Source organism: Aliiroseovarius sp. PTFE2010 (assembly GCF_049943335.1).
Lineage (GTDB): Bacteria > Pseudomonadota > Alphaproteobacteria > Rhodobacterales > Rhodobacteraceae > JBNFVY01.
This window is the reverse complement of sequence record NZ_JBNFVY010000003.1, coordinates 315235-328800: the sequence shown is the minus strand read 5'-3', so window position 1 is coordinate 328800 and position 13566 is coordinate 315235. Positions and strand designations below refer to the sequence as shown.

The following is a 13566-nucleotide window of genomic DNA, read 5'->3' as shown; positions in this document are numbered from 1 at the left end:
CATAGGCGTGTTCACGCTGCCTCCTCGTTCTGCGGTGGCAGTACGGAGTTCAAATCCAGAATTCTGATCATGCGTCCTTCCACGATTGTAAGCGCACTTACAAACGTGTGCGCCTCGTCGGCAGCGAGATCTGGGGGGGGCTGCATTTCGCTCTCTGGGATTGCCAGAATGTCTGACACAGCGTCGACCATCAGACCGGCGGTTCGTTCACCAAGGTCAACAACGATGATCACATTGCGTTCGGTTTCTGCGCCGGTTTCGATGCCAAGGCGCGCAGCTAGGTCTATAATCGGCAGCACCGTACCCCGCAGATTTATAACACCTTTCACGAAGGCAGGCGCGTGGGGCAGGGAGGTGGCTTTTGCCGACCCCCTGATTTCGCGAACGGCCATGATATCTACCGAATAGTCTTGGCCCCCGACGCGGAAAGAAAGGAGCTCGATTGCAGATTCAGTTTGTTTTGTGTTCTCAGTCATATCGTTATCCAACTTTTGCGAGAAAGGTGCCGGGGACGCGGGTTCGGCCCGAGGCCTGGCTGACGAGATCCGCTGGATCCAGGATCAGAGCGATCTGCCCATCGCCCAGTATGGTCGCTGCGGCGATACCGGGGACTCGGCCGTAGCTGGCCTCCAGCCCCTTGATGACCACTTGGCGCTGATCTTCGATGGCATCTACGACAAGGGCAGCACGATTCCCGTCTTCCTGGCCAATCAAAAGAACCACCCCACCAACATAGCTGCTCTTGGGTTTCCGGTAGCCAAGCTCGGCGCCGAGATCGAGCAGCGGAACGAAGCCGCCTCGAATTTGAACCACATGGGTGCTTGGTCCGAGTGCACGCAGGTCCTCGTCGGTCAACGTCAAGGTTTCCAAGATTGTATTCAGCGGCACAACAATGGTCTCATCTTCGATCTTGACGACCATGCCGTCGAGGACAGCCAGTGTCAGGGGAAGTGAGATGGAGAAAGTTGTGCCGACACCGGATTCAGATGTGATCGACACCCGTCCGCCCAAGGCCTGGATAGAGCTCTTGACGACATCCATGCCGACACCGCGTCCCGACAGGTTCGAGATTTCGCTGGCTGTCGAAAACCCGGGCAAGAACAGCAGGTTGTCAATATCCGAGTCGGATAATGGCGCGTCTTCTGGAACCAGACCTTTGTCGATCGCGATTTGGCGCACTTTGGGCCGATTGATTCCCCCACCGTCGTCCGACACTTCGATCAGAATGCGTCCCGATCGATGGCTGGCAGTGAGAGAAACCCGCCCCTGTTCAGGTTTCCCGGCCGCAATGCGATCTTCGGTGCTCTCGAGGCCGTGATCAACTGCGTTCCTGATCATGTGCGTCAGGGGATCGGCAAGGCGTTCGATGACGGTCTTGTCGACTTCTGTGTTCTCGCCCTCCGTATGCAAACGAACGTCTTTGCCGACGGCGGCAGACCCTTCGCGTACGATACGACCCATCCGCTGGAAGAGCGACTTGATTGGCTGTGCCCGGATCATCATGACGCTTTCCTGAATGTCTCGCGTCAGTTGCATGAATTCTTCCAGCCCGGTTGCCACCGCCGAATTGGGGGGCAGCCCGGCTTCGGTCACCGATTGGCTGAGCATGGCCTGGTTGATGACCAGTTCGCCTACCAGGTTTACGAGGCGGTCGACACGTTCGAGATCAACGCGGACCGTCGCGCGTGGCTGGGTCGCCGGCGTCAATTTTGCGTCTGCCTTGGGGGCGGCGGCTTTGGCGGAAGCGGCTGGCGGTGTGCCCGTTGCCGGGGCGGCCTCAGAAGGGGCCGGTTTTTGCGCAGTGGTGCGTTTTGAAGCGGGAGGGGTGACGATGTCGTCTACCACCGCAGTTTCCGGGTAATTCGCGGGTGCAGCGGCCTGTTCAGAGACGGACAACGCGGGCGTGACCGACGCGGCGTCCAGCGCTGGTGGGGCCGCGGGCTCACTTGCGCCGGCGGGCGCAAGCTTGGTGATCTCAAGCGAGCAGAGGCCATCGACGAATTCAAAAACCTCGCGTACGGCTTGTTCGGATTCTTCTGTCGCCAGGGTCAACTCCCAGGCCAGGAACCCTTTGTCGGGTTCAAGTTGATCGAAGTGCGGAAGTTTGGCCGTGTCGCATTTTACCGTCACATCACCCAGGTCGCGCAGGGTCTTGAACAGATAGATCGGTTCGTTGCCGCTGGCATACAGCGAGTCATCGGGTTTGAACGCGATTTTGTAGGTGGTGCCATTTGAATTGCCGTCGGCGAGAGCGCTGTCATCTGGAATATCCAGAGGCGGAAGGGGGGGCTGGTCCCCGGTCATCTCGTCCAATGGGGGAAGGTCCGGCAGGCTAGAAGCGGGTTCTGTTGCATCAAGCGGCGGCAAGTCGAGTGGTGGCAGGTCGAGCGAAATTCCGGTGACTTCGAAATCGACTTCCTCTTCCGCTTCTTCCAAGCCGACCAAGTCTTCGAGCGCCTTGAGAACCGGCGCGGTGACCGCATCTGCGACCACGTCTTCGTCGCGGGCTGCGCGAACCAGATCAGCCAGGATGTCAGCGCACTGAAAGAAGAGTTTGAGCGCGGCCGCATCGGGGGTAAACCGGCCTGCGCGAACTTCGTCCATCGCGGTTTCGAACTTGTGTGCAAAGTGAACGAGATCATCGAGACCGAAGGCACCTGCACCGCCCTTGATCGAGTGGACAGCACGGAACACCACATTGATTGTTTCGCCGTCACTGTCGCCGTCATTCATTGTCTGCAGGCCGTCCTGGAGACCTTCCAGAAGCTCTTCACATTCGATGAAGAATGACGCGCGGATCTCTGCCATTGGATCGGACATGAGTCTTCCTTCAGCCAGCTACCATTTGCAGTGCTTTGACCAGTTTCGCCGGGTCAAACGGCTTTACGATCCACCCGGTTGCCCCGGCAGAGCGTGCTTTGGTCTTCAATTCCGACGCGCTTTCGGTGGTCAGCACCAGGATCGGGATCCGGCTCCATTTGTCCTTGGCGCGGACGGCATCAATGAACCCGAACCCATCAAGGCGCGGCATGTTGATATCCGTAATGATGACGTCGGGCGCGATGTCTTCGAGGACTTCGAGCCCGTGCACGCCGTCTTCGGCAAGGTGCGCTTTGAAGCCTGCGCCATTCAGAGCGAGGTTCAGCATGTCGCGCATGGTACGGCTGTCATCCACCGCAAGAACTTCGATGCTCATGTCCATGTCTCCGGGTTAGTCAGAGTTTCGGGGCTGAAACCAAACAGCCCAAGTTGATCCACGCAGGTGTCAGTGGCATTTACCAAACGGGTTGTTTGGCCGGCTGAGGCGCGGGCCTTGACCATGCTCAGGACCACTTGCAGGGCAAGCGCGCCCACGTGGACGACGTGCCGCGCGTTCAGGATCAGATCATCGTCTTTCGCGTCGGCCAATTGACCAACCAGCGGTGCAACGGCCTGATAGTCCAGCCGGGGATCCAGTTCGATTTCGGCACTCATCTAGTGCCGCCTTTTCGGGTTCCGCCCAAATTCATAGCGTGTAATTCCCCTGCTTTTCGTCTTGGTCCGACGTGTTTAGGGGCGATTGCGTTAAGACTGGGTTACGGACGAAAATTTTTCCGAAATCAGGTTCTGTGGTCCAGATACGCGGCGCACCCGATGAGCGCTGCGTAGTCGTCTTCGATCACGTAAATCGGGAAATTTTGCATGAAACCTGCAAAGCGGCCCTTGTCGCGAAAGGCGTCGACGAACCCGAATTCGCTCAGGTAGGGCGTCATGGCACGCGCGACGCCGCCGACCAGATAGACCCCGCCGAATGGCAGTTGGATCAACGACAGGTTGCCGGCCACGGTGCCCAGGATTCGAATGAAAAGGCGCACCGCCTCGATCGCCCGCGGATCGCTCTTGGTGTCGAGCGTGGCCATGATGGCTTTCGCGTCGATTTCGCGTTCGTCCCCGGCTTCGTGCCCCAGAAACCGGTAGACACGTTCCAGGCCGCGGCCCGACAGCACATCTTCGACGGCCGGAAAACCATGCGCGGTCGATACGTATTGGCACAGGCGTAGCTCGGCTTCGGTGCGGATGGGAAGGTTGGCGTGGCCGGCTTCGGATGGGGTGACCAGGCGTCCGGACTCGGCGTTATAGACTGGGGCCATATTGAACCCGGTCCCGACGCCAATCACGATCTGCGCCGCGCCGGGCGATGCCTGTGTGTTGGCGGCAACAATTTCGCGGATATTTGCAGGATCAACATGGCCAAGCGCATGGCCCTGAGCCTGCAGATCATTCAGGATGTTGCAATGTTCGGCCCGCGTGGCCCGCGCGACCGTGTCGCGGTCAAAGCTCCAATCCAGGTTTGTCATCGACCCGACCCCGTCGCGCACTGGCCCCGCGATGGCGACGCAGGCCGCCTTGCAGTCCACGTCGCCTTCGTCCGAGATGTATTGGCGCAGGGCGGTTTCCAACCCCGGAAAGGCGGCGTTGGAATAGCGGCGGATGGTGGAAGGCAAAATGCGGGTCCCATCGGCAAGGGCGACGCGCGTGTTGGTGCCGCCGATGTCCGCGACCAAAGACAGGGTGTTTTCCGGGTGGGTCACTTCGCAATCAGATCCTTCAGCATAGAGTAGGACGCCTTGGGCGTTCGCACTTGTGTCTGGTAATCGACGTGAACGATGCCAAACCGTTTGTCATAACCTTCGGCCCATTCATAATTGTCAAGCAAGGACCAGTAGAAAAACCCCCTGAGATTGGCCCCATCGCCAATGGCCTTGTGCATCGCGCCAAGATGGCGCTGGATAAAGTCCATACGTTCAGGATCAAAGACTTTGCCGTTTTCAACCCGGTCGTCCCGCGCCATGCCGTTTTCCGTCACGAAGAGCGGCAGATCGCCCACGTAGTTTTGCGCCAGCCATGTCAAGAAATGGTGCAACCCTTCGGGGTAGATTTCCCAGCCCATTTGCGTGGTGGCCAGGTGGCCAGGCACTTCGCGGGTCCGCGGCCAGGTGGGCGCGGCCGGATCGGCGGCGTAGATATGGCGCGTGTAATAATTGACCCCCAGCCAGTCCAGCGGTTGCTGGATCGTGGCCATATCGTTCTGCCAGCCCTGCGGCATATGGGGGGCAAAGCCTTCCATCGCCTCGTCCGGGTAGGTGCCGTGCGTGATCGCCTGGATGAACCAACGGTTGAAAATCGCATCGGCCGTGGCGGCGGCGGCCAGATCTGCAGGGCTGTTGCCGGCAGGTTGCGCGTATTCGAAATTCAGCACGATCCCCAGATTATCGCGCCCCCTGGCGCGCAAGCGGGTCATCGCTTCGCCATGCGCCAGCAGCACATGATGCATGGCACGGGCCGCTGCACGGATGTCGCGCAGGCCGGGGGCATGCAGCCCAAGGAAGTGGGACAGGTAAGCAACGCACCAAGGTTCATTGATCGTGGCGATCTGATGGACGCGGTCCCCGATGGCGTCGTCGATCACCTCGACGTAGTCGCCAAACCAGCCCGCCACGTCGCGATTTGTCCAGCCGCCCAAGTCTGCAAGCGTCGATGGCATTTCCCAATGGTACAAGGTGTGGATGGGTTTCAGCCCACGTTCCAGCATCCCATCGACCAAACGGTCATAAAACGCGATGCCTTCAGGGTTCAGCGCGCCGCGCCCCTCGGGCAGAACGCGCGCCCAGCTGGTGGAAAAGCGATAGGCATCCATACCAGCGTCGCGCAGCAGGTCCAGATCCTGTTGCCAGCGATGGTAATGGTCACAGGCGACGGCGCCGTCTTCGCCCCCTTTGACGTTGCCCATGGTGGCTGCGAAGCTGTCCCAATGGGTGGGGCCGGCCCCGCCGAACCCGTGTCCTTCGATCTGGTAGGCGGCTGTCGCTGCGCCGAACAGGAAACCGTCAGGAAAGTCGGAACGTGTCAGCGGCATGGCAAGAGCACCCTTTCAGTCAGGACGTAACGCAGGGACCGGTCGTCTGGCCGATGATCAGCTCGGCGCTCAGCAGATGGTTGGGGCGCGGGGCCGACTGGTCATGGATCGTCTTTAACAAGTTCTGCGCCAAGATCGACCCGGCCTCGCGGACCGAGCTTTTGACGGCAGTGTAGATCGGCTGTTCGATGCCGTTTCGCAAATAGCTCAGATCATCGTCATACGTCACAAGCGACACATCGGTTCCAAGTGACAATCCGCGCGTCTGAACAAGCCTGCGCACGCCAATCGTCATGATGATGGATGACGCAATAATGGCCGTGGGCGGGTTGGGATGGTCAAGGCAGGCCCGCGCGTTGCGATAGCCTTCGTATTCGGTCATTTCGCCGGCGAACATGATGTCTGGATCGGGGTGCAGACCGCGCGCTTCCAGCGCGTCGCAAAACGCGCGCCGGCGTTGCTGGGCAAAGTCGATCGTTTCAATGCCGTTCAGCAAGGCAATGCGCGTGTGCCCAAGATCCAAAAGGTGGTCCGTTGCCAGGCGGATCGCGCCGTAATTATCGACATCGACCCAGCAATAATCGGGTGACTGCTGGCCCGCCCGTCCGTGCACCGCAAAGGGAACGCCAATGTCTTCCAGATAAGCGATGCGCGGGTCGTTCTGCTCGGGCGCGTGGATCACCACCCCGTCGACAGCGCCGCGTTGGGCCAGATCGCGATAGGTTTGTTCCTGTTCGTCATCGCGTACCACCGACAACAGCAAGTCATAGCCATTTTCGCTATAAACTTCGCCGGCCCCGGATATGAAATCGGCAAAGATCGGGTTGACGATCTCGTGCTTGCCCGATGTCGGGATCACATGCCCGATGGCCATGGTGCGGCCCGTGGCCAACTGCTTGGCGCGCAGGTTGGGGCGGTAATTATGCGCTTTGGCGAACTCTCGAACGCGTTTGCGGGTGGCTTCGGACACCTCGGGATATCCATTCAACGCACGGCTGACCGTCGTTTGCGACAGTCCCAGAGCGGCTGAAAGTTCTTTCAAATTCATGACAGTAACATCGCACCTGTTCTTCCCGACATCGGGGTGGCAATTTGCGCCTTGCGGGCAACGACAGTGCTGCAATGACATGGCTGCAAACGCGGCCCGGGCGGTTGACCTGCGGGTCAATCTGGGGTGGAAATTTGGCCTGCGTACGCTACTGTCAATTGACAACAAAACCGTTTCCACTCAGTCTAGCGCCATTCAAAGCGCTTTGGAAGTGAATTTGGGTTTTAGTTTTCTTGGTCCGGGCGATACTCTTAAAACGGGAGGAAGATTGATGAAACACAACTTGCTTGCAGGGGCGGCGTCTTTTGCGCTGATCGCGGGCGCGGCCCATGGCGAAAGCCACATGCCATTCACACCGGGTGACGGCGATTTCAACTGGGACAGCTACACCGCGTTTGCCGATGCGCATGATCTGTCCGGCAAGACGGTCAATGTGTTCGGCCCGTGGCGCGGCGAAGACCAGGTATTGTTTGAAGGCGTTGTGGCCTATTTCGAGGCCGCGACCGGGGCGAGCGTGAACTATGCGTCGTCCGAAAGCTACGAGCAGCAGATCGTGATCGACGCCGAAGCGGGCAGCCCGCCGGACGTTGGCATCCTGCCGCAGCCAGGACTGATCCAGAACCTTGTGTCCAAGGGATTCATTCAGCCGCTGGGCGAAGACACCCAGACCTGGCTTGGTGAAAACTATGCAGCGGGCGACAGCTGGGTGTCGCTGGGCACCTTTCGCGGACCCGACGGCACGGACCGTCTCTATGCCTTCCCGTACAAGATCGATGTGAAATCATTGGTCTGGTACGTGCCCGAAAACTTTGAGGACGCCGGCTATGAGGTGCCTGAGACGATGGAAGATCTCAAGGCGCTGACCGAGCAGATCGTTGCCGAAGGCGAAACGCCGTGGTGTATCGGTTTGGGATCGGGCGGCGCCACTGGTTGGCCTGCCACCGATTGGGTCGAAGACATGATGCTGCGCACCCAGCCACCGGAAACCTATGACGCTTGGGTGACCAACGAAATCCCGTTCACCGATCCCGCTGTGATCGGCGCGATTGAAGAATTTGGCTGGTTCATCGAAGACGGCCGCGTGGCGGGTGGGCGCGGTGCAGTCGCATCGACCGACTTCCGTGACAGCCCCCAGGGTCTCTTTGCCTCGCCGCCGCAGTGCTACCTGCATCACCAGGCCTCGTTCATCCCGTCCTTTTTCCCAAAAGGGACGCAAATGGGTGTGGATGCAGATTTCTTCTATATGCCCGCTTACGAAGGGCAGGACCTTGGCAATCCGGTTCTGGGGGCAGGTACGCTGTTCTTCCAGATGACCGAAAACGAGGTTGGCGATGCGTTGATCGAATTCCTCAAGACGCCGATCGCGCATGAGGTCTGGATGGCCCAGACCGGGTTCCTGACGCCCTACACGGCCGTCAACACCGACCTTTACGGTGACGGAACGCTCAAGAAAATGGGCCAGATCCTGCTGGAAGCGACCACGTTCCGCTTTGACGGGTCCGATCTGATGCCGGCAGGCGTCGGCGCCGGGTCATTCTGGACGGGTATGGTGAACTATGCGGGCGGCAAACCTGCCGCCGAAGTGGCCGCTGATATCCAACAGAGCTGGGACGCGCTGAAGTAACGCGCCCGTTGCCCGGTCCGGTTCGCTCCGGGCCGGGTTTTGGTTTCAGAGAGGGGACAACATGCCACCGGTCGTGCAGGGTTTGGTCATCATCATTCTGGGTGTTGGCGGATGCGTCGGCTATTTCTGGCTGTCGAACATCGCGCTTGACCGTGTGTTGTTTCCCCCCAAAGGGCCGAATGCCGGGCGCAACATCAACCGCGCCAACCTGATCCGCCCCTGGCTGTTCCTGTTTCCAGCGCTTTTCGCGCTGACACTTTACCTGGCCTACCCGGTGGTTGCGACGCTCTGGCTTTCGCTGACAGACCGGGACCAGGGCGGGGCCTTTGTGGGCCTGGACAACTACACCGCCATGGCCGCGGATCCCGAATTCTGGGAGGCGATGCGCAACAACGTGTTCTGGCTGATCGTTGTGCCGGCCTTGTCCACGGGCTTTGGATTGCTGGCCGCGCAACTGACCGATCGTATCCGGTGGGGGAATATCGCCAAATCGCTGATTTTCATGCCGATGGCGATTTCCTTTGTCGGCGCGTCGGTGATCTGGAAACTGGTCTATGATTATCGCCCCGAAGGCAGTGAGCAGATCGGTATCCTGAACGCGGTCGTGGTCGCCCTGGGGGGCGAGCCGCACACTTGGTTGACCATTACACCTTGGAACAACTTTCTGCTGATGGTTGTGCTGATCTGGATCCAGACCGGCTTTGCCATGGTGATCCTGTCAGCGGCCCTGCGCGGCATTCCCGAAGAAACGGTCGAGGCGGCCATCGTCGACGGGGCATCGCCCTGGCAGATTTTCTTCAAGATCAAGGTGCCGCAGATCATGCCAACCATCGTAGTGGTCTGGACCACGATCACCCTGGTGGTGCTCAAGGTATTCGACATCGTGTTCGCCATGACCAACGGGCAATGGGAAACGCAGGTTCTGGCCAACTACATGTATGACAAGATGTTCCGGTCCTTCGACTGGGGCGTGGGATCGGCTGCGGCGATGGTGATCATGTTGCTGGTGCTGCCGATCCTGATCTGGAACGTGCGCAATGCGCGCCGTGAAATGCGCTGAGCGAGGGGCAGAGATATGGACAATATCGCCGGAACCAAATCCTCGCTTCAGTGGGCGGTGCATATTTCGGTCGTGCTGCTTGTGGCGCTCTGGCTGTTTCCCACTGTGGGCCTGCTGGTGTCATCTTTTCGCACGGGCGAGCAGATTTCAGCCTCGGGGTGGTGGTCGGCGCTGACCACCCAAGAACGCCAGGTGCCTGCGATCCGGGTCGCGGGTGAGCCGCGCCGGGACGGCGACCTTTACGTGATCACGGGCGACTTGTTCGCCGGGCAGGACGCCACCGTATCGGCCTGGGGGACGTCGTCACGCGCGCCCGAAGCCTATGGTCCCGGTGACGTGGCCACGTTGAAAAACGACTGGACGCTGAGCGTGGATGAAACTGGCGCCTACCGGCTGGCCAGCCCTGCGCCCTTTGATGATGTGCGCCTGCCGCGTATTTTCAGCACCGCAGAAACCCCGCCTGAATTCACGCTCGACAACTACCGCAACGTGCTGTTCAGCTCGACCGCCACGGCGGGGGTAGGGCAGGCGTTCATCAATACAGCCACTGTCGCCATTCCCGCCACGATCATTCCCATCCTGATTGCCGCCTTTGCCGCCTACGCGCTGGCCTGGATGGACTTCAAGGGCCGCGCGCTTCTTGTGGCCTTTGTCGTCGCGCTACTGGTTGTTCCGCTACAACTGGCCCTGATCCCGCTGTTGCAACTGCACAACGCGGTGGGCATCGGCAAGGGCTATCTGGGCGTCTGGCTGGCACACACCGGGTTCGGCCTGCCGTTGGCAGTCTATCTTTTGCGTAACTACATGGTCGGCTTGCCCAGGGACGTGATCGAAAACGCGCGGGTCGACGGCGCGACCGAATTCCAGATCTTTACCCGGATCATCCTGCCGCTGTCCTTCCCGGCGCTGGCCAGTTTCGCGATATTCCAGTTCCTGTGGACATGGAACGATCTGCTGGTGGCGCTGGTGTTTCTGGGCACCGACGACGACACCTTGGTGCTTACGGGCCGGTTGGTGAACCTGATGGGCTCGCGCGGCGGAGAATGGGAGATCCTCGCCGCATCGGCCTTTGTTTCGATCGCCGTTCCGTTGGCGGTCTTCTTCGCATTGCAACGCTTTCTCGTACGCGGCCTTCTGGCCGGTTCGGTCAAGTAAGGACCCTTATGACTCTACAGGTAAAACCCGACTCGAACGTATTGGCAAAGGACGCCGACTGGTGGCGCGGCGCGGTGATCTACCAGATCTATCCGCGCAGCTATCAGGACAGCAACGGCGACGGTGTGGGTGATTTGTTGGGGATCGTGAACCGGCTGCCCTATATCGCCTCGCTCGGGGTTGACGCTGTGTGGATATCGCCGTTTTTCACGTCGCCCATGAAGGATTTCGGCTACGACGTGCGCGATTACTGCGATGTCGATCCGATGTTCGGCACGCTGGCCGATTTCGATGCGGTGATCGAAACGGCGCATCGCTATGGTCTCAAGGTAATGATCGATCTTGTGCTTTCGCACACATCAGACCAGCACCCGTGGTTTGTCGAAAGCCGCGCATCGAAAGACAATCCCAAGGCGAACTGGTACGTCTGGGCCGATGCCAAACCCGACGGGACAGCGCCCAACAACTGGTTGTCGATTTTTGGTGGCAGCGCGTGGCAGTGGGACACGCGCCGCTGCCAGTACTATCTGCATAATTTCCTGGCCGAGCAGCCCGATCTGAATTTCCATGAACCGGAGGTGCAGGACGCGTTGCTGGACGTGGCCAGGTTCTGGCTTGATCGGGGGGTCGACGGGTTCCGTCTGGACACGATCAACTTCTATTTTTGCGACGCCGCGTTGCGCGACAATCCCGCGTTACCCCCCGAACAGCGCAACGCCACGATCGCGCCGGCGGTGAACCCCTATAACTGGCAGGACCATTTATACGACAAGAACCGGCCCGAAAACCTGGCGTTTCTGCGCCGGCTGCGCGCGGTCATGCAGCCCTACAATGCCGCCGCCGTGGGCGAGGTGGGCGATGCGCAGCGCGGGTTGGAAATCATGGGCGAATATACCGCCGGCGATAGCCTGATGCACATGTGTTATGCGTTCGAATTGCTATCGGGCGACCGACCCACAGCGGCCTATATCGACGATGTCATGACGAAAGTGGACACGCTTGCGCGTGGCGGCTGGGCTTGCTGGGCCTATTCCAACCACGACGTGGTACGTCATGTTACCCGCTGGGGGCTGACGCATGCCGCGGCCCGTGTCTTTACCACGCTGATGATGTGCCTGCGCGGATCGGCCTGTATTTATCAGGGCGAAGAACTGGGCCTGCCCGAAGCGGACCTTGCCTTTGATGATCTGCAGGACCCATATGGCATCCGCTTCTGGCCCGAGTTCAAGGGCCGTGACGGGTGCCGCACGCCCATGGTCTGGGAGCAGTCCAACCATCACGCAGGGTTTTCCGACGCGCCGCACACCTGGCTGCCGGTTCCAACTGAACACACGCAGATGTCGGTGGCGCAATCCGAAGAGGACCCGGCATCGCTGCTCCATCATTACCGGCGCGCCATCGCATTTCGCCATGCCCACGAGGCCTTGGCCAAGGGGGAACAGACGCCGACAACGGTCACGGGCGATGTGTTGTCGTTTCGCCGGGCCAGTGCAGACGAAGAGATCTTCTGCGCCTTCAACCTGTCCGATCACCCGGCCAGTATCGACGCCCCGCCCGGCACATGGCACGCTGTTGGCGGCGAATTGAACGCGGCACATGCCGGTGCCGATGGGCAAATCCATTTGGGGCCATGGCAGCCGGTGTTGCTGCTACGGGCCGAAGGGTAGGGGAACGCAATGGCTGATCTGAAACTGACGGATGTCGAAAAGACCTACGCGGGCAAGATCAACGTCCTGAACAACATCAACCTGGAGATCAAAACCGGCGAGCTGATCGTCTTTGTCGGCCCGTCGGGATGCGGGAAATCCACCCTGCTGCGCATGATCGCGGGTCTGGAAAAGGTAACCGGCGGCACGCTTGAAATCGACGGGCAACGCATGAACGACGTCCCGCCCGCGCAGCGCGGCATCGCCATGGTATTCCAGAGTTATGCGCTCTATCCGCACATGACCGTGCGCGACAACATGGCCTTCGCTCTCAAGATCGCTGGAAAATCAAAGGATGAGATCAACGCCGCGGTGACCCGCGCGGCAAACATCCTGCAACTGGGTGACTACCTGGACCGGTTGCCCAAGGCGCTTTCAGGCGGCCAAAGGCAGAGGGTTGCGATCGGGCGGGCAATCGTGCGCGACCCCAAGGTGTACCTGTTCGATGAGCCGCTTTCGAACCTCGATGCGGCGCTGCGGGTCGCCACGCGGATCGAGATCGCACAGCTGAAGGAAGCGATGCCGAATTCGACCATGATTTACGTGACCCACGATCAGGTCGAGGCGATGACACTTGCCAGCCGCATCGTGGTCTTGGCGAACAAGGGAATTGCCCAGGTCGGCACGCCGTTGGACCTCTATGAACGCCCCGAGAACGAATTTGTCGCGCAATTCATCGGGTCGCCCGCCATGAACCTGCTGCCCGGCGAGGTGATCGAAACGGGCGCGCAAACCACCGTCAGGTTGGACGGTGAAGGTATCGCGGTGTCGGATGTGCCGACGACGCCGGGCGACATGGGCCTGAAGGTCAATGTGGGTGTGCGGCCTGAGGATCTGGTCGCGGCGGATGGCGATGCCTATCTTTATGACGGCAAGGTCAACATCACCGAGGCGCTCGGCGAAGTGACGCTGCTCTATTTCGAGGCCGAGCGCGGGCGCGATCCGGTAGTCGCCAAATTGCCCGGCATTCATCAGGACAAACGCGGCGGGTTGGTGCGTCTGAACGCGGCCCCCGGCAAGGTGCACCTGTTTGCTGGCGGCAAATCCTTGCTTTACCGCGCGCAAGGGGGCGCCTGA

General features: G+C 60.1%; 12 protein-coding genes. 5 read left to right on the top strand and 7 right to left on the bottom strand.

Translation table 11 applies throughout. The features are described from left to right. Nucleotides 1-11: 11 nt before the first annotated feature. The 7 genes from ACP2AV_RS07625 to ACP2AV_RS07595 form a co-directional block, all read right to left on the bottom strand. Nucleotides 12-476, bottom strand: coding sequence for a chemotaxis protein CheW (locus tag ACP2AV_RS07625; protein ID WP_426372101.1), 465 nt, complete (start codon nucleotides 474-476; stop codon nucleotides 12-14). 4 nt (nucleotides 477-480) lie between these two features. Then, nucleotides 481-2820 (bottom strand): chemotaxis protein CheA, encoded by a 2340-nt coding sequence (locus ACP2AV_RS07620; protein ID WP_426372100.1) that lies wholly within the window; start codon nucleotides 2818-2820, stop codon nucleotides 481-483. A gap of 10 nt (nucleotides 2821-2830) precedes the next feature. After that, a complete protein-coding gene (locus tag ACP2AV_RS07615) occupies nucleotides 2831-3196 on the bottom strand; it encodes a response regulator (RefSeq protein ID WP_426372099.1) in 366 nt (121 codons plus the stop codon). Then, nucleotides 3193-3474 carry an STAS domain-containing protein gene (locus ACP2AV_RS07610; protein WP_426372098.1) on the bottom strand — a complete coding sequence of 94 codons (282 nt, stop codon included), beginning with the start codon at nucleotides 3472-3474 and terminating at the stop codon, nucleotides 3193-3195. The genes ACP2AV_RS07615 and ACP2AV_RS07610 overlap by 4 nt, the downstream gene beginning before the upstream one ends. A gap of 125 nt (nucleotides 3475-3599) precedes the next feature. Continuing rightward, nucleotides 3600-4571, bottom strand: a complete 972-nt coding sequence (locus ACP2AV_RS07605; RefSeq protein WP_426372097.1) for a glucokinase — start codon at nucleotides 4569-4571, stop codon at nucleotides 3600-3602. Beyond that, nucleotides 4568-5896 carry a GH1 family beta-glucosidase gene (locus tag ACP2AV_RS07600; protein WP_426372096.1) on the bottom strand — a complete coding sequence of 443 codons (1329 nt, stop codon included), beginning with the start codon at nucleotides 5894-5896 and terminating at the stop codon, nucleotides 4568-4570. Before ACP2AV_RS07600 ends, ACP2AV_RS07605 begins: the two co-directional genes overlap by 4 nt. A 19-nt stretch (nucleotides 5897-5915) precedes the next feature. Beyond that, a complete protein-coding gene (locus ACP2AV_RS07595) occupies nucleotides 5916-6944 on the bottom strand; it encodes a LacI family DNA-binding transcriptional regulator (RefSeq protein ID WP_426372095.1) in 1029 nt (342 codons plus the stop codon). A gap of 271 nt (nucleotides 6945-7215) precedes the next feature. Here ACP2AV_RS07595 and ACP2AV_RS07590 point away from each other — a divergent pair, with 271 nt between their 5' ends. From ACP2AV_RS07590 to ACP2AV_RS07570, 5 genes are all read left to right on the top strand, one after another. Beyond that, a complete protein-coding gene (locus ACP2AV_RS07590; RefSeq protein WP_426372094.1) occupies nucleotides 7216-8568 on the top strand; it encodes an ABC transporter substrate-binding protein in 1353 nt (450 codons plus the stop codon). A 61-nt stretch (nucleotides 8569-8629) separates the two neighbouring features. Next, nucleotides 8630-9628: a carbohydrate ABC transporter permease gene (locus tag ACP2AV_RS07585; RefSeq protein ID WP_426372093.1), complete on the top strand. Its 999-nt coding sequence runs from the start codon at nucleotides 8630-8632 to the stop codon at nucleotides 9626-9628. Between the two features lie 15 nt (nucleotides 9629-9643). After that, nucleotides 9644-10783 (top strand): carbohydrate ABC transporter permease, encoded by a 1140-nt coding sequence (locus ACP2AV_RS07580; RefSeq protein ID WP_426372092.1) that lies wholly within the window; start codon nucleotides 9644-9646, stop codon nucleotides 10781-10783. Between the two features lie 8 nt (nucleotides 10784-10791). Next, a complete protein-coding gene (locus ACP2AV_RS07575; protein WP_426372091.1) occupies nucleotides 10792-12450 on the top strand; it encodes an alpha-amylase family glycosyl hydrolase in 1659 nt (552 codons plus the stop codon). A 9-nt stretch (nucleotides 12451-12459) separates the two neighbouring features. Beyond that, complete coding sequence (locus ACP2AV_RS07570) at nucleotides 12460-13566, top strand: ABC transporter ATP-binding protein (RefSeq protein ID WP_426372090.1); 1107 nt, start codon at nucleotides 12460-12462, stop codon at nucleotides 13564-13566.